This window comes from Microbacterium sp. NPDC079176 (assembly GCF_040686675.1).
In the GTDB taxonomy this organism is placed as follows: Bacteria; Actinomycetota; Actinomycetes; order Actinomycetales; family Microbacteriaceae; genus Microbacterium.
This window is the reverse complement of the sequence record NZ_JBFBLM010000001.1, coordinates 403,712-424,517: the sequence shown is the minus strand read 5'-3', so window position 1 is coordinate 424,517 and position 20,806 is coordinate 403,712. Positions and strand designations below refer to the sequence as shown.

Here is a 20,806-nt window from a genome sequence, read left to right as displayed (position 1 = left end):
TCATCCTTTCACCGCGCCCGCCATGATGCCACTGACCAGCTGCCGGCCCGCCACGACGAACAGGACGAGGAGCGGAAGGGTCGCGAGCACCGCACCGGCGAGCACGATGGAGTAGTCGATGTAATAGCCGGACTGCAGCTGGCTGAGGGCCGTCTGCAGTGTCGGGTTCTGCGGGGAGAGCACGATCAGCGGCCAGAGGTAGTCGGTCCACGCAGTCATGAACGTGAAGAGGCCGAGGATCGCCATGGCAGGGCGAGCGGCCGGGATGCCGACGGTGAGGAACGTGCGGAACTGGTTCGCGCCGTCCATCCGCGCCGCCTCGATCAGCTCGTCCGGGATCACGTCGACCAGGTACTGCCGCATGAAGAAGACGCCGAAGGCGGTGACCAGTGTCGGCACGATGACCGCGCCGATCGATCCGGTCCAGCCGAGCTCCCGCATCAGCATGAACAGCGGGATGATGCCGAGCTGCGTCGGGATCGCCATGGTCGCGATCACGAAGATCATCAGTCCGTCGCGGCCCTGGAAGCGCAGCTTGGCGAAGGCATAGCCGGCCAGCGTCGAGAACGTGACGACCGAGACCGTGATGATCGCCGAGATGAGGAACGAGTTGCCCAGAGCGAGCCAGAACGGGATCGCGTCGAACACCTTGGCGGCGTTGGTGAAGAAGTTGCCGCCGGGGATCAGCGGCAGGGTTTCGCCACGCGTGGCGTTCGTGCCGCTCGCCACGACGACCGACCACCACAGCGGGTAGACGCTGCCGATGATGAACGCGGCGAGCAGGCCGTAGGTGAGGAAGCCGGGGCGGCTGCCGATCCCGGCGTTGCCGCCCACGGCGCCTCGACGGCGGCGGATCTTCTCGGGGACGCTCAGCGCCTGGGTGGCGGTCATCGCGCATTCTCCTCGGTCGTGGTGGCGATCGTCGTGCCGGCGGCGGCCGTCGCGGCTGCGGCGGCAGCGGCGGTGCGGGCTCGTCGGCGCGCGGCGCGGCTCTTCGGAGCATCCCCGGTCGAGATGCGTCGGGAGATCAGGAAGTTGATGACGCCGATGCCGACGATGAGCAGGAACAGCAGGATGGCGACGGCGGATGCTTCGCCGAGGTCCCGGCGGAAGAAGGCGAGCTCCCACAGGAACAGCACGGTCGTCTGGAACTGCCGGTCGCTGCCGCCGATGCCGCCCGCCGTCGAGACGTCGAACAGCCGGGGCTCGGCGAAGATCTGCAGACCGCCGATCGTCGCCGTGATGATCACGAAGATCAGCGTCGGGCGGATCGTGGGGATCGTGATCGAGAAGAACCGGCGAGCAGCGCCGGCTCCGTCGAGGGCTGCCGACTCGTAGAGATCGCGCGGCACCGCCTGCATGGCGGCGAGGAGGATGAGGGCGTTGTAGCCGGTCCAGCGGAAGTTCACCATCACGGCGATCGCGAGGTGCGACAGGGCCGTGTTGTGCTTCCACTCCTGGTCGGCGATGCCGATCAGATTGAGCAGGTTGTTGGCGAGGCCGTCGGCCTCGTTGAAGATGCTCGAGAAGATGATGGCGACGGCGACGGGGGTGACGACGAACGGGATGAGAACGCTCATGCGCCAGAACGTCGGGGCACGCAGGCCGCGGTCGAGGAGGTAGGCGATCACCAGGGCGACCGCGAGCTGCGGGATCGCCGACAGCAGGAAGATGCTCAGGGTGTTGAAGATCGAGTTCCAGAACATCGGGTCGCCGAGGATCTCGACGAAGTTCCCGGCGCCGATGAACTCGCCCTGCCCCTTGAGCAGGTCCCACTCGTGCACGGCCACCCACACCGTGTAGAGCAGCGGGAAGAGTCCGACCAGCCCGAAGAGCAGGAAGAACGGCGAGATGTAGAAGTACGGGGAGGCGTTCTGGTCGAACCGCGAGATGCGGTGCCGCCAGGGACGCCGAGCCGCGGCATCCGTCTTCGGGCTCTTCGCGTCGTTCGACGACGCGGATGCCGTCTCCGAGCGCTCATGCGTGAGGGTCATGACTCTTCCTTGGTCCTGTTCCGGGCTTCCGTGGTGCTCCGGTCGCAGCCCGTGCCGCCCCGGTGAAGGCGGCGCGGCACGAACTGCGACCGGAACGGATGCGGTGGCTGGGTCAGTCGACCAGCTCGTTCAGGAGCTCGACCGCGGCATCCCAGGCGCCCTGGGTGTCGGTCTCGCCACGGTCGAGGCCGCTGAGGGCCGGACCGAAGACGTTCTCCTGGATCACCGAGTCATCGGCGCCCTTGAACTGGGCGACGACGCCCTTGGCGCGCTCGGCGAGGATGGCACCGGTGGGTGCGTCGTTGAAGAACGCGTTCGGAGTCGCCTCGGACGAGAGGGTCTCCTGCGCCTTGATCGTCGACGGGAAGTTGCCCGCGGCGGCGGACTGCTTGACCTGCTGCTCGGGCTGCGTCAGCCAGTCGGCGAGGTCGGCCGCGGCCTCCTTGTGCTGCGAGCTCTCGGGGATCGACAGGAACGCGCCGCCCCAGTTGGCTGCGCCGCCGGGGAAGACGTCGGCGAAGTCCCAGCCGGTGGAGGCGTCGCCGCCGCCGGCCTCGACCTGGCCCTGCACGACGCCGAGCATCCAGCCCGGGCAGACGAACGTGGCGAAGGTGCCGTCGACGAACGACTTGCCGCCGTTCCAGTCCCACGCGGTCTGCGCAGCGGACTGACCGCCTTCGGTCGCGGCTCCGAGCAGCTCGAAGCGCTCCTTCAGCTCGGCGTTGTCCTCGACGTTCAGCTCGCCGTCAGAGGTGTAGTACCCCTCGTCGAGCTGGTTCACCATGGCGTTCCAGACGAAGCCCGAGTGGTCGTACCAGGCCTTGCCGGTCTTGGCCGTGTACTCGGCGCCGACCGCGAAGTAGTTCTCCCAGTCGCCGTTCAGCAGCTCGGCGACGGACTCGCGGTCGCTGGGCAGGCCGGCTGCCTCGAAGGCGGCGCCGTTGTAGCAGATGCCGCTCGGGCCGATGTCGGTGCCGTAGCCGATCACGCGGCCCTCGGCGTCGGTCGCCTGTCCGTACTTCCAGTCGACCCAGTCGGACTTGCGGTCTTCGATGCCGTAGTCGCGCAGGTCGACGAAGGTGTCGGAGACGTCCATGATCGCGCCGAGCCACCCCTCCTCGATCGCGACGACGTCGCTGAGACCCGAGCCGGCTGCGATCTTCGTGAACGCGTCGGTGCGGGCGTTGCCGCCGGTGTCGATGTTGGTCGCCTCGATCGTGACGTTCGGGTTCGCCTTCTCGTACTCGTCGTAGAGGTCGTCGTATCCGAAGGTGCCGAAGGTGGTGACGGTCAGTGTGACCTTCTCGTCACCGGAAGCGCTGTCGCCGGCATCGGCGGAGGCGCAGCCGGCGAGGGCCAGGGCGGAGACGGATGCGACGGCTGCTGTCGTCAGGATCCGCTTGCGGGCACGTGTGTTCACAGTTCACTCCTTTGTGGTGGGTCGTGCAGTGGTGGTGCGGGTGGTGCTCGGGGTCGTGCGTGGGCTTCCCGTGATGGCTTCCCGCGAGGATTCCTGTGGGAGCGCTCCCATGCACTGTCCAGTGACTCTATGGGAGCGCTCCCACGGTGTCAAGCCCGAGCCTTTCGCGTAGCCTTGACCGGTGCCCGACACCGATCTCTCCCCCGCCCTCGTCCGCGCCGAATCCCTGATCCGCAGCATCCCCGACTATCCCGAGGCGGGGATCATCTTCCGCGACATCACCCCGCTGCTCGCCGACGCCGAGGCCCTGCAGGCGACCACCGACGCGATCATCGCGCCGTTCGCCGGACAGTTCGACGTCGTGGCGGGCATCGAGGCACGCGGCTTCATCCTCGCCGGAGCGGCCGCGATCGCCGCAGGCGTCGGCCTCATCCCGATCCGCAAGGCCGGCAAGCTGCCCCGCCCCGCGGCATCCGTCGACTACGCCCTCGAATACGGCACCGCGACGATCGAGATGCACGACGATCTGCCCGTCGGGTCCCGCGTGCTGCTCATCGACGACGTGCTCGCCACCGGGGGCACGCTCGCCGCCGGACGCGAACTGGTCGAGCGCCTGGGCAGCCACGTCGTCGGCATCTCCGTGCTGTTCGAGATCGACGGCCTCGGCGGCCGCGAGGCGATCGGCGACCTGCACACCGTCTTCCACGCCTGAGCCCCGGCACCCGGGAATCGGGCGAGTCCCGAGCCGGTAGACTGGACACGCCCGTCCGCCCGCGACTTCCGGAGCCGTTCATGCCCACCATCGTCGTCGACGTCATGCCCAAGCCCGAACTGCTCGACCCGCAGGGGAAAGCCGTGTCCGGCGCATTCTCCCGTCTGGGCGTCGAGGGCTTCTCCGATGTCCGCATCGGCAAGCGCTTCGAGCTCACCGTCGAAGGCGAGGTCACCGACGAGATCCTCGCCGAGGCCCGCCGCATCGCCGATGAGGTGCTCTCCAACTCCGTGATCGAGGACGTCGTCGGCATCGAGGTCGCCGAGTGACCACGCGCATCGGCGTCATCACCTTCCCGGGCTCGCTCGACGACCGCGACGCCCAGCGCGCCGTGCGCATCGCCGGCGCCGAGCCGGTGGCCCTCTGGCACGGTTCGCACGACCTCGAGGGCGTCGACGCCCTCGTGCTGCCCGGCGGCTTCAGCTACGGCGACTACCTGCGCGCCGGTGCGATCGCCGCGCTCTCGCCGATCATGGCGGAGGTCAAGGACGCCGCGGCCAAGGGCATGCCGATCCTCGGCATCTGCAACGGCTTCCAGATGCTGGTCGAGGCGCACCTGCTGCCCGGCGGCCTGATCCGCAACGATCACCAGCACTTCGTGCGGCGCGATCAGAAGCTGATCGTCGAGAACTCCGACACCGCGTGGACAAACCGCTTCCGCACGGGCCAGGAGATCACGATCCCGCTGAAGAACGCCGACGGCGGGTACATCGCCGACGAGGAGACGCTCGACCGTCTCGAGGGCGAGAACCTCGTGGCATTCCGCTATGCGGGCGTGAACCCGAACGGCTCGCTGCGCGACATCGCCGGACTCACCAACGAGGCCGGCAACGTCGTCGGTCTCATGCCGCACCCCGAGCACGCGACCGAGGCCGGCTTCGGCCCCGACACCTCGGCCGCCATGCGCTCGGGCATCGACGGCGTCGACTTCTTCACCAGCGCGATCGCCGCCGTCGCCCGCGTCGCCGCGTAAGCGGTAGGCGCGCGCAGCCGCGGCCAGTTCCGCACCCGCGCCCGCAGCCGGGGCCAGTTCTGACCCACGCGCACAGCCGGGGCCAGTTCTGCACCCGCGCGCACAGCCGGGGCCAGTTCTGCACCCGAATCGCCGGTTTCGGATGCGTTATTGGCCCCGCATCAGCGGAGGATGCGCTTTTGGCCCCGCACCGGGGCGATGACGCCGGCCCCAGCACCGAGGGGGTCGGTTCCGCACCCGCTCGCGCAGCCGGGGCCAGTTCCGATCCCGCTCGCGCAGCCGGGGCCAGTTCCGATCCCGCTCGCGCAGCCGGGGCCAGTTCCGCATCCGCGCGCGCAGCCGGGGCCAGTTCCGCACCGCGCCCGCAGCCGGGGCCAGTTCCGCATCCGAATCACCCGAATCCGGTGCAATAGTGACCACGCACCGCGTCGGAGGTGCACTAGTGACCACGCACCGCGCCGGAGGTGCACTAGTGACCCCGCACCGCGCCCGACGTGGCGGCAGGCGTCAGAGCGCGACGGGTCAGTCGACGGGCAGCGCGAAGGGATTGTCGCCCGCGGCGGCGAGCAGGTACCAGGCCGTCGCACCGGTGTGCAGGCTGGCGTAGTAGAGGTCGCCGAAGCCCGAGTCGAGGCCGTCGGTCGACGTCGCCACGATCCCCTTGCCGTCGCCGTTGGCCGCATCGCGCTGACCGAGGCGGATGCTGCTCAGCAGCGACTCCACGCGCTCGGCGTCACCGGGCGCATCGCGCAGCGTGAGAGCGAGCGCCAGGTGGCCGGATCCCTCGAACCACACCTTCGACACGTCGGCGTCGCTGATCGACGCGCCCTGATACTGCCCGTCCGTCGCGATGAGGTGGGTCAACGTCCAGTCCAGCGAGGTGTCGTAGCGGGGGTCGCGCGTGGCGAGCGAGCTCCAGGTCTGCGCGTCGAGGGGAATGGGGCGGGTGTTGACCGTCGACCCGTCCAGCAGGGTGCCCGTGTCGACATGGCCGTCGGCGCTCTGCATCGCGGCCACGAAGGCCGACGCGACGCCCGCCCGATCGGCCCAGACGGAGTCGCCGGTGAGCTGTGCGAGCTGCGTGAAGAAGCCGGCGATATCGCTGTTGTGCTCGGTGGACTTCCACTCCAGCGACGAGCCGTTCTCGAGCTGACCGCCGGTGTATCCGAAGGGCGCTCGCACCATGTCGGCGGTGTTGTTCTGGATCCATTCGGCGATCTGCACCGCCCCGGCGAGGTACTTCGAGTCACCGGTCGCGTGGAAGAGACGCGCGAGCGCCATACCGGTCCAGGCCTGGTTGCCGGTGAACGTGCCGGGGCCGGTGATCTCGACCCTCCCCTGACGGATGCCGTGCGGCTCGTACGAGGTGCGCACTCGGCCGTCGCCGATCGGGTCGTTCGCCTGCACGAAGAGCAGGGTGTCGCCGATGGTCCGCGCCCGACGGATGTCGTCGGGGAGCCCGCGTGCCGTGTATGCGATCACGACGAGGGCGTCGTCGTAGACGAACGACGGGGTGAAGTCCCAGGTCGGCAGGTCGGTGAAGAAGCCTCCCTGATAGCTGCGGGGAAGGCAGTGCCCCGCGCCGTCGCAGAACTCGTCGACGCGCGCATCGAGGAACTCGTAGGCGAGGGCGACCGACAGAGTCGGATCCGGTGCGGCGGTCGGGTCGTCGGCGGGGGCATCACCGGAGGCCGCGGTGGTCACGCCCGCGACCATCGCGGCGGCGATGAGTGCGGCGGCGATCATCCATGGCGCTGAACGGCGCGATGAACCCGACATGAAGACCCCCTCGGTCTGAACCGCAGTCGGCGACCGCAGGCGACCAGGAGGTCACGTGCAAAATGCTGGCATACCAGGAAGTCTCGGCGGAAGTGGCGAAGGTCTAGTCTTTCGAGGCGCCCGGCGTGTCGCGCCCCGCGAGTAGCATGCGAGCCATGCCCATCACACTGGAGAACGTCGGCATCGCCGTGCGCGACCTCGAGGCGACGATCGCCTTCTTCACCGATCTCGGCCTCACCGTGCTCGGTCGGGACGAGGTCAGCGGCGAATGGGCCGACACCGCCGTCGGCCTCGACGGCAACCACGCGAAGATCGCCGTGCTGCAGACACCCGACGGCCACGGTCAGCTCGAGCTGTTCGAATACATCCATCCCGACGCGATCGAGACCGAGCCGACCCTGCCGAACGAGATCGGGATGCACCGGGTGGCGTTCTCCGTCGACGACATCGACGAGTCCCTGGCCATCGCTGCCCGGCACGGATATCACCCGCTGCGAGGAGTCGCGAACTACCAGGGCGTCTACCGGCTCACCTATCTGCGCGGCCCGAGCGGGATCCTCGTCATGTTCGCGCAGGACCTCACGACGGATGCCGCGGCGAGCTAGCCGAGAGCCGGCGGCCAGACGCCGATGATCACGGCCATGACCACGATCGTGACGATCTCATGTGCGATGTTCATGGTGGTCAACGCCGTCGGGCGGCCCTCGAAGGCGTCGTGCGTGATGAACCGCGCGGCCGTGAACCCGGCCCACAGCAGCACGCCGGTGACGACGGCGGCCCAGAAGAACGATCCGTCGTAGAAGTGCCAGGCGATCGCGGATGCTCCGGCGAGCACCCACGCCGTCGCGAAGCTCACGATCACGGTGGTGATGATCGCCATCGTCGCGCTCGCCCCCGGACGGTCCATGTCGACGTTCGCGAGCTTCGACCAGCGGGTGCCGAACACCTTCGGCGCGTACCAGATCGAGCCGACGATCATGCTCGAGGCGGTCGCGAGCAGAACGGCCCAGTAGTTGATCTCGGGAACCATGACAGCCTCCTGTGGTCGGATGCCCGAAGCATACTCCCGGGCCTGCAAGCGGCTGCGGACCGGCGCAGAATATCGGCTCCCCGAATCGATTCGATGCTCGCTCTGGCAATCATGTAAGCGTTTGCACTAATCTGTTGCCATGGCACAGCTTGAGCAGATCGCAGCCCCCGGTTCCGAGTGGTGGCGCAGCGCGGTCATCTACCAGATCTACCCCCGTTCGTTCGCCGACGCCTCGGGCGACGGCATCGGCGACCTGCCCGGCATCACCAGCCGGCTCGACTCGCTGAAGGAGCTCGGCGTCGACGCGATCTGGCTGAGCCCGTTCATGACGAGCCCGCAGCGGGACGCCGGCTACGACGTCGCCGACTACCGCGACGTCGACCCGCTGTTCGGCACCCTCGACGACTTCGACACGATGCTGAACGAGGCGCACGCCCGCGGCATCCGCGTCGTCGTCGACCTGGTCCCCAACCACTCGTCGGCCCAGCACGCCTGGTTCCAGGAGGCCCTCAAGGCTGCTCCCGGCAGCCCCGAGCGCGCGCGGTACATCTTCCGCGACGGCAAGGGCAAGAACGGCGAGCTGCCCCCGAACAACTGGGAGTCCGTCTTCGGCGGCGGCATGTGGGAGCGCGTGACCGAGGCCGACGGCACGCCGGGCCAGTGGTACCTGCACATCTTCGACCCGACGCAGCCCGACTTCGACTGGAACAACGAAGAGGTGCGCGAGGAGTTCCGCTCGATCCTGCGCTTCTGGCTCGACCGCGGCGTCGACGGCTTCCGGGTCGACGTGGCCCACGGCATGATCAAGGCCGACGGCCTGCCCGACTACACGCCCCCGGCAGACGCCGACTCGATGGGCGGCGGCGAGGCGAACGTGCCGTACTGGGGCCAGGACGGCGTGCACGATATCTACCGCGACTGGCACAAGGTGCTGGCCGAGTACGACGGCGACCGCGCGCTGTGCGGTGAGGCCTGGATGCCGACGCTCAAGCAGACCGCCCTGTGGGTGCGCCCCGACGAGATGCACCAGACCTTCAACTTCCCCTACCTCATGACCGAGTGGGACGCGAAGGCTCTGGGGTCTGTCATCCGCGAATCCCTCGATGCGTTCGGCGAGGTCGGCGCACCCAGCACCTGGGTGCTGTCGAACCACGACGTCGTGCGCCACGCGTCGCGACTCGCGCTCACGGCCGAGAACCCGCAGGGCGAGGGCATCGGCCCGAACACCCCGCACAAGCCCGACACCGCCATCGGACTCGCCCGCGCTCGCGCGGCGACGACCGTGATGCTCGCGCTTCCGGGTTCGGCATACCTCTACCAGGGCGAGGAGCTGGGCCTGCCCGAGGCGATGGAGATCCCCGACGCCTTCCGTCAGGACCCGACGTGGTTCCGCACCAACGGCGAGCGCTACGGTCGCGACGGATGCCGTGTGCCGCTGCCGTGGGAGGCGGATGCTCCGGCGTTCGGCTTCAACGAGACCGGTGCGTCGTGGCTGCCCCAGCCCGCCGACTGGGCGTCGTACTCGCGCGACGTCGAAGAGGTCGACCCCGCCTCGACGCTGGCGCTCTACAAGCGCCTGCTCGCCGGACGGCGTGAGCACGGCTTCGGCAGCGGATCGCTCGTCTGGGAAGACGCCGGCGCAGATGCGGTGGCGTTCCGCCGCGGCGACGTGCACGTGCTCGCGAACCTCGGCACCGAGCCGCTGCCGCTGCCGACCGACGCGTTCGTGATCCTGCAGAGCCAGCCGTTCGACGGTGGCGCCGTGCCGGTCGACACCGCGGTCTGGTACACCAAGGCGTAACGTCGCATCATGTTCCGGTCGCAGTTCGCGCCGCCCACGGCACCGCCCGACGGCACGAACGGCGACCGGAACGGCTCAGAGAGGATCCCCCATGGCGAGCATCGATGAGGTCGCCCGGCTCGCCGGCGTCTCGACCGCGACGGTCTCGCGCGCGCTGAGCGGCCGAGGCCATGTGTCGGAGTCGGCCCGCCTGCGCGTGCAGGAGGCGGCATCGGCGCTCGGCTACGTCGTGTCCTCCCGCGCATCGAGCCTGGCATCGGGCCGCACCCGCAACATCGGGGTCGTGGTTCCCTTCCTCGACCGATGGTTCTTCAGCACCGTGCTGTCGGGGGTATCGTCCGCGCTGATGCGCGAGGGCTACGACATCACCCTCTACAACATCACCGCCGACAAGGACGTGCGCCGCCACGTGTTCGACACCTTCCTGCGACGGCAGCGAGTGGATGCCGTGATCGCGGTGTCGATCGAGCTCGACGACGACGAGACGCAGTACCTGCTCGACCTCGGCCTGCCGGTGATCGCGATCGGCGGGCCGAACCCCAAGCTCGACACCCTCACCGTCGACGACGTCGCCGTGGCCCAGCTGGCGACCGAGCACCTGATCGGTCTCGGACACCGCGACATCGCCCACATCGGCGCGAACCCCGAGTTCGACATCGACTTCCACATCCCGACGAATCGTCGCCTGGGCTTCGAGAAGGCACTGGCGAAGGCCGGCATCCCTCTGAATCCGGCCTTCCTCGAGCCCGCCGACTTCACGGTCGAGGGCGGATACCGCGCGGCGAAGCAGCTGCTCGGACGCCCCGGCCCGCGACCCACCGCCGTGTTCGCGGCATCCGACGAGATGGCGATCGGGGCGATCCTCGCCGCCCGCGACCTCGGATTCGCCGTGCCGGATGACCTCTCGATCGTCGGCATCGACGGTCACGAGCTCGGCGAGTTCTTCCGACTCAGCACCGTCGACCAGTTCCCCCTCGGGCAGGGCGAGCGTGCGGCGGATGCCGTGCTCGCGAAGCTCGCCGACGGCGAAGCCGCGGGAATACCGGCCGAGCTCCCCTACGAGCTGAACGTCCGAGGCACCACCGCGCGCCTGGTCGGCTAGCCCCACGCGGGCGAGCATCCTGCCCCGCGCGACGACCCGGACGCTACGCTGACGCGGGTGACGAACATTCGCGACATGGTGCTGATCCCCGGCGGAACCTTCCGGATGGGGTCCGAGGACTTCTACCCCGACGAGCGCCCGGTGCACGAGCGCGAGGTCGCCTCGTTCGAGATCGGCCGCTACGAGGTGACCAACGCGCAGTGCGCGGAATTCGTCGATGCCACGGGATATATCACCGTGGCCGAGCGGCCTCTCGACCCGGCTGCCTTTCCGGATGCGGATCCGAAGGACCTCGTGCCCGGTTCCATGGTCTTCACGCCGACCCCCGGCCCGACCGACCTGCGCAACTGGCGCAAGCTGCGGTTCCCGAAGCTCTTCAATCTGCGCACCGATCCGTTCGAGCGCGCCGACATCACCTCGAACACCTACTGGGACTGGGTGCTCGACCACATCTTCCTGTTCATCCCGGCCCAGGCGTATGTGGCGAACATGCTGCACACCCTTGCCGAGTTCCCCGCTCGCCAGGAATCGGCATCGTTCACGATCACCCAGGTGATAGCGAAGCTGCAGTCGACGGTCGGCAGCTCCTGACCGTCGCTCTCAGGCGTCGAGCGGCGATCGGCGGGCGAGAGCGTTGCGCCTCGCGAGCATCAGCCCGCCGATCACCGCGGCGATCAGGGAGCCGAGGAGCACGCCGATCTTGACGTGCTCGTCGGCGACCGAACTCGACCCGTAGGCGAGCTCGCCGACGAGCAGGGAGACGGTGAATCCGATTCCCGCGAGGAACGCCATGCCGGCGAGGTCGGGCCAGCGCAGCGATTCGTCGAGACGCAGAGCGGGCACCCGGCTGAGCAGGAACGTGGTCGCGAGGATCCCGATCGGCTTGCCCAGGACGAGGCCGACGATGATGCCGATCGCGATCGGATCGGTCAGCGCCGACGCGAGCCCCGCGAGTCCGCCGATCGTGACGCCCGCCGCGAAGAAGGCGAACACGGGCACGGCGAACAGCGTCGCCACGACACCCCAACGGTCGGCGAAGTGCGGGGCGAGGCCGTCGTAGAGGGGCTCGCCGTCGGCATCCGTCCCTCGCGGCACCCGAGCGCGCTCGGTCGGGATGACAGGAACGACGAAACCGAGGAGGACTCCGGCGACGGTCGCGTGGATGCCGGCAGCATGGATGCAGACCCACACGGCGATCGCGAGAGGCATCAGGATCCACCACGCCCGCACGCCCTTCTGCACGAGCAGCGCGAATCCTGCGAGGGGCAGCAGCGCGAGAGTCAGCCAGGGGAAGCTGATCGAATCGGTGTAGAAGGTAGCGATGATCGTGATGGCGATCAGGTCGTCGATGATCGCGAGTGTGAGCAGGAAGACACGGAGCGCCGGTGGGAGGAACTTCCCGACCACGGCGATCACGGCGACCGCGAACGCGATGTCCGTGGCGGTCGGGATGGCCCAGCCGCGCAGGGCGTCGCCGTCGCCCGCGTTGATCAGGGCGAAGATGATCGCCGGCACGATCACCCCGCCGACGGCTGCGGCGATCGGCAGCGCCGCCTGACGCGGATCGCGCAGTCGGCCGGTGACGAACTCCTCCTTCAGCTCGAGACCCACGACGAAGAAGAAGATCGCGAGCAGGCCGTCCGCGGCCCAGGCCCCGATGCTCAGATCGAGATACAGCTCGGGGATGCCGAACGTGAAGTCGCGCACCGACTCGTACCACGACACGGCGGGGGTGTTGGCGAGGATCAGCGCGGCGACGGTGGCGGCGAGCAGCAGCGAACCACCGAGCACCTCGCTGCGGGCGTTGTTGCGGATGCCTCGCCACAACTCGTGCGGAGCGAGGCGCAGACGGGCACGGGGACGGACAGGAGAAGCGGACATGACGAGACCTCACGCGAGAGAAGGGGTGAACGACGCGGAAGACCGCACCCCACAGAGGCGCGGTCTAGTCGCGTGGCGGCGGGCAGCCCGCGATCTCGCCGTGCGAGAGAGTGCCCCAGACGCTGGTCCACCCGTTCGTGCCCGGGTGGAGCACGACGCGCATCCATTCCTTCATCGGAGTCGCCGAGCGCAGCTCATGCGGAGCGCGCGCCGAACCGGCGATCGAGAGGAGGGCCATGGAATCAGCCTATCGGGATGACCGCCCGCCGACCTGAGGAGCGCAGCAGGATCAGACGGCTCGCAGCGCGTCGCCGGCGGCGTCGAGAGCGCCCTCGGCGAGGGAGAAGTACGCCCACTTGCCGCGCTGCTCACGCGTGACGAGTCCGGCGTCCGCCAGCAGCTTCATGTGATGCGAGACCGTGCCCTGCGACAGACCGACCGGATCGGTGAGGTCGCAGATGCAGGCTTCGCCACCCGCGGCCGACGAGATCAGCGAGAGCAGGCGGATGCGCGTCGGGTCGCCGAGCGCCTTGAACAGGCGGGCGATCCGTTCAGCCTCGGCGAGCGGAAGAGCGGATGCCGCGCGCGGCGTGCAGCAGCCCGTCTGCTCGATCGTCACCGGAAGCGTCATGCGCTCATCCTCTCACGTATTGACAATGTTCGATACGTGGGCGACGCTTCTCATATTGAAGTCTTTCGATCTGAGGAGATGTCGTGTCCGAGCTTCCCATCGTCGTCATCGGCGCGGGGCCGCAGGGTCTCGCAGCGGCGGCGCATCTCGTCGAACGCCGCGAAGACGTCGTCGTCCTCGAACGAGGGCGCGGCCCTGCCGCCGCGGTCTCCGAATGGGGCCACGTGCGCCTGTTCTCGGCGTGGCCCGAGCTGACGGATGCCGCCGCGCGTCGCCTGCTCGAGCCGACCGGGTGGACCGCACCGACCGCAGGCTGTCCGACCGGGGCGGAATGGGTGAGCGACTACCTGGCGCCTCTCGCGGGCGCACTCGGTGAGCGGATCCGGTACGGCACCGCCGTCACGGGCGTCGCTCGCCAGGGTCGCGACAAGGTCGTCGAGTCCGGACGCAGGAACCAGCCGTTCGTCGTGCACACCCTCGACGCGGACGGCACCGAGTCGCGGATCCGCGCCCGGGCGGTCATCGACGCGAGCGGCACCTGGGACCTCCCCCACCCTGCGGGCGCAGACGGCTTCCCCGCCGTGGGCGAGGCCGCGGCATCCGATCTGATCTCCTATCGCATCCCCGACGACGTGTCCGAGCTCGCGGGTTCGCATGTGGTCGTCGTCGGAGCGGGACACTCCGCCACGCACGCCGTGCTGCGCCTGAGCGAACTGGCCCGCCGGTCGCCGGGAACCCGCGTCACCTGGCTGCTCCGCCGAGGGAGCGCCGCGAACGTTCTCGGGGGCGGCGCCGGAGATCAGCTGCCCGAACGCGCAGCGCTCGGCTCTCGGGTGTCGAAGGTGGTCCATGACGGTGTCGTCGAGGTGGTGACAGGATTCCGAGTCGCCGAGTTCCGGCGGGACGGGAGGGGCCTGGTGATCGTCGCCGAAGACGGACGCGAGATGGCGGAGATCGCGCACGTGTTCGCGCTCACCGGATTCCGGCCGGACACCGGCATCCTGCGCGAACTCCGAATCGATCTCGACCCCGCTCTCGATGCGGTCGCCGGCATCGCCTCCGAGATCGACCCCAACATCCACTCCTGCGGTTCGGTGGGCGCGACCGGTGCCCGACAGCTCACGCAGCCGGAGGAGGGCCTCTTCATCGTCGGCGCGAAGTCCTACGGTCGAGCTCCGACCTTCCTCGCCCTCACCGGTTACGAGCAGGTGCGCAGCGTCGCGGCCCACCTCGCCGGCGATCACGAGGGCGCGGCCCGCAACGAACTCACCCTGCCCGCGACCGGGGTATGCGGCGGATCCGGCGACTTCGATGACAACGCGGGCAGCTGCTGCGCCGCGCCGGCCGTGCTGCAGATCGGCAGGACGCCGTTGACGACCCTCGACCCCGCACGCTCGCTTACCCTGGAGACATCATGACCACCACCAAGCCCTCCGTCCTCTTCGTGTGCGTGCACAACGCCGGACGGTCGCAGATGGCCGCAGGCTTTCTGCGCGAGGTCGCCGGGGACCGCATCGAGGTGCGCTCCGCCGGATCCATGCCCGCCGACCAGATCAACCCGATCGCGGTCGAGGCCATGAGCGAACTCGGCATCGACATCACCGCCGAGCAGCCCAAGGTGCTCACGACCGAGGCCGTGCAGGCATCCGATGTCGTGATCACGATGGGATGCGGCGACGCCTGCCCGTTCTTCCCCGGCAAGCGCTACGAGGACTGGGAGCTCGACGACCCGGCCGGGCAGGGCATCGACTCCGTGCGCCCGATCCGCGACGACATCCGCCGTCGCATCGAGGCGCTCGCGGGCGAACTGCTCGCCTGACGCTCGCTCAATCGGGAGGAGATCTGCGGACGGGAGGGCGGATGCCGCGGCATCCTCCTCCGGATCGCGGATCTCCTCCCGATGCGGCGCGTTGGCCGCAACGCGGCGGGCTGGCGGCAATGCGGCGCGAATCTCCTCCCGACGCGCTGGCGCCGGGAGAAGACGTGAGATTCAGCGGGCGACGATGAGGCCCGCGGTCTTCTCCTGCACGGCCTGGAACCGGCGCTGCACGTCGGACCAGTTGACGAGCTCCCAGAACGCCTTGACGTAGTCGGCGCGCACGTTGAGGTAGTCGAGGTAGTAGGCGTGCTCCCAGACGTCGAGCTGCAGCAGCGGCGTGACGCCGAGCGGGGCATTGCCCTGCTGGTCGAACAGCTGGAAGATGACCGGACGCGCACCGACACTGTCCCACGCGAGCACAGCCCAGCCCGAACCCTGCACACCGAGCGCGGTGGCGGTGAAGTGCGCGCGGAAGGCGTCGATCGAACCGAACGCGTCGGTCAGCGCGGCCTCCAGCTCGCCCTCGGGGTTGCCGCCGCCGTCGGGCGACAGGTTCTCCCAGAACACCGAGTGGTTGATGTGACCGCCGAGGTTGAACGCGAGGTCCTTCTCGAGCTTGTTCACGGCGGCGAAGTCGCCGGACTCGCGGGCCGCGCCGAGCTGCTCGAGCGCCGTGTTGGCACCGGTGACGTAGGCCTGGTGGTGCTTCGAGTGGTGCAGCTCCATGATCTTGCCGGAGATGTGCGGGGCGAGCGCCGAGTAGTCGTACGGCAGCTCGGGAAGGGTGTACGGAGTGGGCATGCTGTTCCTTTCAGTCGTTCTGATCGGTGGGGAGTGAGTGGAATCGGCGGTCGAGGTAGACGAGCGGTCGGCCCGCCCGCCCGAGCAGCACCTCGTCGATCTCGGCGACCACGACGGTCGATGAGCCGACCGCGACCGTCGACATCGTGTGACCGCGCATCGCGGCGCGCGCCTCGGCGAGGTACGGCTCACCGGTCGGAAGGGTGCCCCACCCCTGCTCGGGGGTGAAGCGGTCGGCGCCGCTCACCGCGAAGCTCTGCGCCAGGGCCGAGTGCTCGTCGTCGATCAGGTGCACGACGAACGACTCGGCGTTGAGGATCGAGCCCGCGCTGCCGGTGGCCCTGGTGACCGAGAACACGATCGCCGCGGGGTCGACCGCGACGGATGCGACGCTCGACGCCGTGAGACCGACGGGACCGGCGGGGGTCATCGCCGTGATGATCGCGACCCCCGCCGGATGCGCGCGGAACGCGGCCTTGAGCCCTTCACCGACCTCGGACGGAACCGGCGCGGCGGGGTGCTGCTGACTGCTCATTCGGGTGCCTCCTGGGGCGGAAGTGCGGCGATGATCGGGTGGTCGCGCTCGATGATGCCGAGCTTCGCGGCGCCACCGGGCGACCCGAGCTCATCGAAGAACTCCACGTTGGCCTTGTAGTAGTCCTGCCACTCGTCGGGCAGGTCGTCTTCGTAGTAGATCGCCTCGACGGGGCAGACGGGTTCGCACGCGCCGCAGTCGACGCATTCGTCGGGGTGAATGTACAGCGAGCGTTCGCCCTCATAGATGCAGTCAACAGGGCATTCGTCGATGCACGCACGGTCCTTGACATCGACGCAGGGCAGGGCGATCACGTAGGTCATCGGGTGGCGGTCTCCGTTCGGGTCACGGTTGCCACCGTATGACCTCAAGTACACTTGAGGTCAAATCGAGGAGGCCGCGATGAGCACCGATCCGGACCGGATTGCGCACGGACCCGACGAGCCGCTGACGATCGGCGAGATGAGCAGGCGCACCGGCGTCGCCCCGTCCGCCCTGCATTTCTACGAGAGCCTCGGTCTCATCGCGTCGACGCGCACCGCCGGCAATCAGCGCCGCTACGCCCGACACATGCTGCGCCGGGTCTCGCTCATCACCGTGGCGAAGCGCCTCGGCATCCCGCTGTCGGATGTGCAGGACGCGTTCGCCGACGTCCCGCTCACGCAGACCCCGAGTCACGCCGACTGGCAGCGGGCGTCACGGCGCTGGAAGCGCGAACTCGAGAAGCGCCGCGAGGGCATCGAGCGACTCGAACGAGAGCTGACGGGATGCATCGGCTGCGGATGCCTGTCGATGAAGGCGTGCGGTCTGCTCAACCCCGACGATGCCCTGGGAAGTCAGGGCGCGGGGCCGCAGCGCCTCCGCGACGAGGACGCCTGAGCGCCCTCGTCGCAGACTCATGCCACGGTGAACGCAGCGCTCCGCAGGGCTTCTTCGCGCGAACTCGGACCGACCAGCAGTTCGAACGCGCCGGATTCGACACGACGGTTGCCGGCCGCATCCACGATCGAGCACTCGGCGACCGGCACCTCGAGCCGCACGCGCGCCGACTCTCCGGGCGCGACGTCGACCTGGCGGTAGGTCTTGAGCTCCTTGTCGGCCCAGCTCACGCTCGTGACGGAGTCGCGGACGTAGACCTGAACCGTCTCGCGCACCGGGCGCGAACCGGTGTTCGTCACCGTCACCTCGGCGACGATCGTGTCGGCGAGACCGAGCCGGTCGGTGTCGAGCGAGAGCTCGCCGTACGAGACCGTCGAGTACGACAGCCCCTCGCCGAACGCCCACGCGGGAGACTGCGTGAGGTCCGCGTAACGGTCGCCGTGCTGGCCGCGGATCTGGTTGTAGTACGTCGGCTGCTGCCCGACGTGGCGCGCGAACGAGATCGGCAGGCGCCCCGACGGCTCGACCGCACCAGAGATGATCTCGGCGAGCGCGCGGCCGCCCTGCATGCCGGGGTTCGCCGCCCAGATCACGGCGGCGGCCTTCGATGCGGATGCCGGCAGCACGAGCGGCTTCGAGGCCAGGAGCACCACGACGACGGGCTTCCCCGTCGCGATGAGCGCGTCGAGCAGCGCGTTCTGTCCGCCGATCAGCTCGAGCGTCGCCGTCGAGCGGCCCTCGCCCACGAGCTCGATACGGTCGCCGACGACGGCGACCACGACATCGGACGCCTCGGCCGCAGCGACGGCCTCGGCGATCATCGTGTCGTCGGGTGCGCTCGGGACGACGACCGAGGGGCGGGGCTGTCCGTCGGGGAACTTCGTGCCCCGCGGATCGTCGTCGAGCGTGAGGATCTCGGCGCCGCGCGTGTGCGTCACCGACCATCCGTCGATACCGGCGAGACCGTCGAGGACGGTGGTGATCATCTCGCGCGGCTGTCCGTCGAGCCATCCGGCCTGACCCGATCCGCCGGCCCAGTCGCCGAGCTGCGTCTGGGCGTCGTCGGCGAGGGGCCCGACGACCGCGACCGTCAGCGGCGCGGACGCGTCGAGCGGCAGCACGCCGTCGTTCTCGAGCAGCACGATCGAACGGCGGGCCGTCTCGAGGTTGAGCTCGGCGTGGGCGGCGCTGCCGACCACGGCATCCAGATCCGCCTGCGGAAGTCGCGGGTCTTCGAACAGCCCCAGCTCGAACTTGAGCGTGAGGATGCGCGCCACGGCGTCATCGAAGGCGTCCTCCTCGAGCAGGCCGTTCGACACCGCCTCGAGAGCTCCGGCGAAGAAGCCCGGAGTGTTCATCACCATGTCGTTGCCCGCGCTCACCGCGGCGGCCGAGGCGTGCGCGTAGTCGGGCTGCACATGCTGCTCCCAGACCATGCGTCCGACGTTGTCCCAGTCGGTGATGAGCGTGCCGGTGTAGCCCCACTCGCCGCGCAGCACATCGCTGAGCAGCCAGTCGTTCACCGTGATCGGCACCCCGTCGGTGGTCTGGTAGCCGAGCATGAACGTGCGGCATCCTTCACGGGCCACCCGCTCGAACGGCGGCAGGAACCACGACCGCAGCTTGCGCCGCGAGATGTCGGCCTCGCTGGCGTCGCGCCCGCCCTGCGTCTCGGAGTAGCCGGCGAAGTGCTTCGCCGTCGCGAGGATCGCGGTGGGGTCGTCGAGGCCCTCGCCCTGGTATCCGCGCACCATGGCGGAGGCGAGCTCGCCGATGAGGAACGGGTCTTCGCCGAACGTCTCGTCGATGCGGCCCCAGCGCAGGTCGCGTGCGATGCAGAGCACCGGGGAGAAGGTCCAGTGGATGCCGGTCGCCGCGACCTCGACCGCGGTGGCCCTCGCCACCTTCTCGACCAGCTCGGCGTCCCACGTGGCGGCCATGCCGAGCTGCGTCGGATAGATCGTCGCTCCCGGCCAGAAGGAGTGGCCGTGGATGCAGTCCTCGGCGACGAGCAGCGGGATGCGCAGTCGCGTCTGGGCGGTCAGCTCGTTCGCCCGGATGATGCGCTCGGGCGAGGTGTGCAGGATCGAGCCGACGTGCTTGCCCAGCACGTGATCGTCGAGGTCGTCGCGAGCGTCGAGCTGCAGCATCTGCCCGATCTTCTCCTCGACCGTCATGCGGTCGAGGAGGTCGGCGACGCGCGCGGCGATCGGCAGTTCTGGGTCGAGGTAGGGCAGGGATTCGGTCAGGGTCTGAGAGGTCATCACTCGGCGTTCTGTGTCTTCTTGTCGGTCTTCGTATGGGTCGTCGTCGCTGTCGCCGCGCTCTGCACGGTACCCGAGTCGGTCGTCGGCGCGCTGCGCACCGCCGTCACCGGATCGTTCACGTCGAGCCCCTTCTTCTTCATCGCGCGGGCACGCTCACCGGCCGACCGCAGCCTCGGGTTGACGTATTCGTCGATGCCGAAGTTGATGAGCGACAGGGCGACGCCGATGATCGCGATGCAGAGTCCTGCGGGCACGTACCACCACCACAGCCTCGGGAAGGCGCCGTTCTGCTGCGCCCAGAACAGGATGGTGCCCCAGTTGAGGTTGCTCACCGGGATCACCCCGATGAAGGCGAGGGTCGTCAGACCGAGGATGGCGGCGGTGACGGTGCCGACGAAGCTCGACGCGATCAGCGCCATGAGGTTCGGCAGCATCTCGACGGTGATGATGCGGTGCAGCGGTTCGCCGTTGGCGCGCGCCGCCTGGATGAAGTCGCGGTTGCGCAGTGACATGGTCTGCGCGCGCAGCACGCGCGCGCCCCATGCCCAGCCCGTGAGACCGAGCACCGCGGCGATCACGATCAGCGGCGGGTTCTCGAACTGCGACGCCACGATGATGATCAGCGGGATGCCGGGGATCACCAGGAAGACGTTCGTGAGCGCCGACAGGGACTCGCTCTTCCACCCGCGCACGTACCCGGCGATGACGCCGATCGTGATCGCGATGACGGTGGCGATGATCGCCGACAGGAATCCGACCACGACGACACCGCGCGTGCCGAAGATGAGCTGGCTGAGCACGTCTTCGCCCATGTGGGTGGTGCCGAGCCAGTGGTCGAACGAGGGCGGCTGACGCAGAGCCGTGCGGTCCTTCTGCGTGGCCCCGTAGGGCGCGAGAAGCGGGGCGAAGATCGCGATCAGCACGAACACCCCGAGGATGATCAGGCCGGCGATCGACTTCGGGTTGCGGAACATCGCGAACGAGTGCGCGAGCTGCGACCAGAACGTCTTGCGGGTCGGCTGGTCGCCGTGGGCCGTGCGGAACGTGGCAGTCTCCGGCATCCCGGTGGGGATCGTGCTGCCGTCGGGCGCGGTCGTGTCGGTCGAGGTGGGAACGCTCATG

The 20,806-nt window shown here is 69.0% G+C and carries 22 protein-coding genes and 1 pseudogene; 10 read left to right on the top strand and 13 right to left on the bottom strand.

Features of this window, described 5'->3' with window-relative positions; all coding sequences use genetic code 11:
- The 3 genes from AB0P11_RS02105 to AB0P11_RS02095 all read right to left on the bottom strand — a co-directional run bounded on the left by AB0P11_RS02105 (position 1) and on the right by AB0P11_RS02095 (position 3,414).
- Entirely contained in the window at positions 1 to 891 is an 891-nt protein-coding gene (locus AB0P11_RS02105) for a carbohydrate ABC transporter permease (RefSeq protein ID WP_363519339.1), read from the bottom strand.
- Positions 888 to 1,994: a sugar ABC transporter permease gene (locus AB0P11_RS02100; protein ID WP_053098589.1), complete on the bottom strand. Its 1,107-nt coding sequence runs from the start codon at positions 1,992 to 1,994 to the stop codon at positions 888 to 890. The genes AB0P11_RS02105 and AB0P11_RS02100 overlap by 4 nt, the downstream gene beginning before the upstream one ends.
- 112 nt (positions 1,995 to 2,106) lie before the next feature.
- The gene (locus AB0P11_RS02095; RefSeq protein WP_072590620.1) at positions 2,107 to 3,414 is read right to left on the bottom strand and encodes an ABC transporter substrate-binding protein; all 1,308 of its coding nucleotides are present in this window, start codon (positions 3,412 to 3,414) and stop codon (positions 2,107 to 2,109) included.
- A gap of 181 nt (positions 3,415 to 3,595) precedes the next feature.
- On the opposite strand from AB0P11_RS02095, the gene AB0P11_RS02090 reads away from it, so the two are divergent.
- From AB0P11_RS02090 to purQ, 3 genes are all read left to right on the top strand, one after another.
- Positions 3,596 to 4,126: an adenine phosphoribosyltransferase gene (locus tag AB0P11_RS02090; protein WP_056276456.1), complete on the top strand. Its 531-nt coding sequence runs from the start codon at positions 3,596 to 3,598 to the stop codon at positions 4,124 to 4,126.
- Positions 4,127 to 4,206: 80 nt separating this feature from the next.
- On the top strand, positions 4,207 to 4,455 hold the full coding sequence (purS, locus tag AB0P11_RS02085) for a phosphoribosylformylglycinamidine synthase subunit PurS (RefSeq protein ID WP_053098586.1): 249 nt from the start codon (positions 4,207 to 4,209) through the stop codon (positions 4,453 to 4,455).
- Entirely contained in the window at positions 4,452 to 5,159 is a 708-nt protein-coding gene (purQ, locus tag AB0P11_RS02080; RefSeq protein ID WP_053098585.1) for a phosphoribosylformylglycinamidine synthase subunit PurQ, read from the top strand. The genes purS and purQ overlap by 4 nt, the downstream gene beginning before the upstream one ends.
- Before the next feature lie 522 nt (positions 5,160 to 5,681).
- On the opposite strand, the gene AB0P11_RS02075 is transcribed toward purQ, so the two are convergent.
- Complete coding sequence (locus tag AB0P11_RS02075) at positions 5,682 to 6,938, bottom strand: hypothetical protein (protein ID WP_363519334.1); 1,257 nt, start codon at positions 6,936 to 6,938, stop codon at positions 5,682 to 5,684.
- A gap of 155 nt (positions 6,939 to 7,093) precedes the next feature.
- On the opposite strand from AB0P11_RS02075, the gene AB0P11_RS02070 reads away from it, so the two are divergent.
- A complete protein-coding gene (locus AB0P11_RS02070) occupies positions 7,094 to 7,543 on the top strand; it encodes a VOC family protein (RefSeq protein WP_056277679.1) in 450 nt (149 codons plus the stop codon).
- Here AB0P11_RS02070 and AB0P11_RS02065 read toward each other — a convergent pair.
- Positions 7,540 to 7,968: a DUF1761 domain-containing protein gene (locus AB0P11_RS02065; RefSeq protein WP_053098583.1), complete on the bottom strand. Its 429-nt coding sequence runs from the start codon at positions 7,966 to 7,968 to the stop codon at positions 7,540 to 7,542. The two genes, AB0P11_RS02070 and AB0P11_RS02065, sit on opposite strands and share 4 nt — an antisense overlap.
- A gap of 139 nt (positions 7,969 to 8,107) precedes the next feature.
- Here AB0P11_RS02065 and AB0P11_RS02060 point away from each other — a divergent pair, with 139 nt between their 5' ends.
- The 3 genes and pseudogenes from AB0P11_RS02060 to AB0P11_RS02050 all read left to right on the top strand — a co-directional run.
- The gene (locus AB0P11_RS02060; protein ID WP_072590618.1) at positions 8,108 to 9,769 is read left to right on the top strand and encodes a glycoside hydrolase family 13 protein; all 1,662 of its coding nucleotides are present in this window, start codon (positions 8,108 to 8,110) and stop codon (positions 9,767 to 9,769) included.
- A gap of 91 nt (positions 9,770 to 9,860) precedes the next feature.
- The gene (locus tag AB0P11_RS02055; RefSeq protein WP_056276449.1) at positions 9,861 to 10,871 is read left to right on the top strand and encodes a LacI family DNA-binding transcriptional regulator; all 1,011 of its coding nucleotides are present in this window, start codon (positions 9,861 to 9,863) and stop codon (positions 10,869 to 10,871) included.
- A gap of 75 nt (positions 10,872 to 10,946) precedes the next feature.
- Positions 10,947 to 11,225 (top strand): annotated as a pseudogene (locus tag AB0P11_RS02050) (SUMF1/EgtB/PvdO family nonheme iron enzyme); the annotation flags it as partial.
- 246 nt (positions 11,226 to 11,471) lie between these two features.
- Here AB0P11_RS02050 and nhaA read toward each other — a convergent pair.
- From nhaA to AB0P11_RS02035, 3 genes are all read right to left on the bottom strand, one after another.
- Positions 11,472 to 12,752, bottom strand: a complete 1,281-nt coding sequence (nhaA, locus tag AB0P11_RS02045) for a Na+/H+ antiporter NhaA (RefSeq protein WP_363519328.1) — start codon at positions 12,750 to 12,752, stop codon at positions 11,472 to 11,474.
- A gap of 64 nt (positions 12,753 to 12,816) precedes the next feature.
- Positions 12,817 to 12,990: a hypothetical protein gene (locus tag AB0P11_RS02040; protein ID WP_171821976.1), complete on the bottom strand. Its 174-nt coding sequence runs from the start codon at positions 12,988 to 12,990 to the stop codon at positions 12,817 to 12,819.
- A gap of 51 nt (positions 12,991 to 13,041) precedes the next feature.
- The gene (locus AB0P11_RS02035) at positions 13,042 to 13,383 is read right to left on the bottom strand and encodes a metalloregulator ArsR/SmtB family transcription factor (protein ID WP_053098578.1); all 342 of its coding nucleotides are present in this window, start codon (positions 13,381 to 13,383) and stop codon (positions 13,042 to 13,044) included.
- An 83-nt stretch (positions 13,384 to 13,466) separates the two neighbouring features.
- On the opposite strand from AB0P11_RS02035, the gene AB0P11_RS02030 reads away from it, so the two are divergent.
- Together AB0P11_RS02030 and AB0P11_RS02025 are read left to right on the top strand one after the other, a co-directional pair.
- Entirely contained in the window at positions 13,467 to 14,801 is a 1,335-nt protein-coding gene (locus AB0P11_RS02030; RefSeq protein WP_363519323.1) for an NAD(P)-binding domain-containing protein, read from the top strand.
- Positions 14,798 to 15,202 (top strand): arsenate reductase ArsC, encoded by a 405-nt coding sequence (locus tag AB0P11_RS02025; RefSeq protein ID WP_053098576.1) that lies wholly within the window; start codon positions 14,798 to 14,800, stop codon positions 15,200 to 15,202. The genes AB0P11_RS02030 and AB0P11_RS02025 overlap by 4 nt, the downstream gene beginning before the upstream one ends.
- 171 nt (positions 15,203 to 15,373) lie before the next feature.
- Here AB0P11_RS02025 and AB0P11_RS02020 read toward each other — a convergent pair whose 3' ends face one another.
- The 3 genes from AB0P11_RS02020 to fdxA are packed head-to-tail and all read right to left on the bottom strand — an operon-like array spanning position 15,374 to position 16,861.
- Positions 15,374 to 16,003, bottom strand: a complete 630-nt coding sequence (locus tag AB0P11_RS02020; protein WP_053098575.1) for a superoxide dismutase — start codon at positions 16,001 to 16,003, stop codon at positions 15,374 to 15,376.
- Positions 16,004 to 16,013: 10 nt separating this feature from the next.
- Complete coding sequence (locus AB0P11_RS02015; RefSeq protein WP_053098574.1) at positions 16,014 to 16,538, bottom strand: flavin reductase family protein; 525 nt, start codon at positions 16,536 to 16,538, stop codon at positions 16,014 to 16,016.
- Positions 16,535 to 16,861 carry a ferredoxin gene (gene fdxA / locus AB0P11_RS02010; RefSeq protein ID WP_053098573.1) on the bottom strand — a complete coding sequence of 109 codons (327 nt, stop codon included), beginning with the start codon at positions 16,859 to 16,861 and terminating at the stop codon, positions 16,535 to 16,537. Before fdxA ends, AB0P11_RS02015 begins: the two co-directional genes overlap by 4 nt.
- 79 nt (positions 16,862 to 16,940) lie before the next feature.
- Here fdxA and soxR point away from each other — a divergent pair, with 79 nt between their 5' ends.
- Positions 16,941 to 17,417 carry a redox-sensitive transcriptional activator SoxR gene (soxR, locus tag AB0P11_RS02005; RefSeq protein ID WP_053098572.1) on the top strand — a complete coding sequence of 159 codons (477 nt, stop codon included), beginning with the start codon at positions 16,941 to 16,943 and terminating at the stop codon, positions 17,415 to 17,417.
- 17 nt (positions 17,418 to 17,434) lie between these two features.
- Here soxR and AB0P11_RS02000 read toward each other — a convergent pair whose 3' ends face one another.
- Both AB0P11_RS02000 and AB0P11_RS01995 read right to left on the bottom strand, forming a co-directional pair.
- Positions 17,435 to 19,681, bottom strand: coding sequence for a glycoside hydrolase family 3 N-terminal domain-containing protein (locus AB0P11_RS02000; RefSeq protein ID WP_363519320.1), 2,247 nt, complete (start codon positions 19,679 to 19,681; stop codon positions 17,435 to 17,437).
- Complete coding sequence (locus AB0P11_RS01995; protein ID WP_285363795.1) at positions 19,681 to 20,805, bottom strand: ABC transporter permease; 1,125 nt, start codon at positions 20,803 to 20,805, stop codon at positions 19,681 to 19,683. Before AB0P11_RS01995 ends, AB0P11_RS02000 begins: the two co-directional genes overlap by 1 nt.
- Position 20,806: the final 1 nt, after the last annotated feature.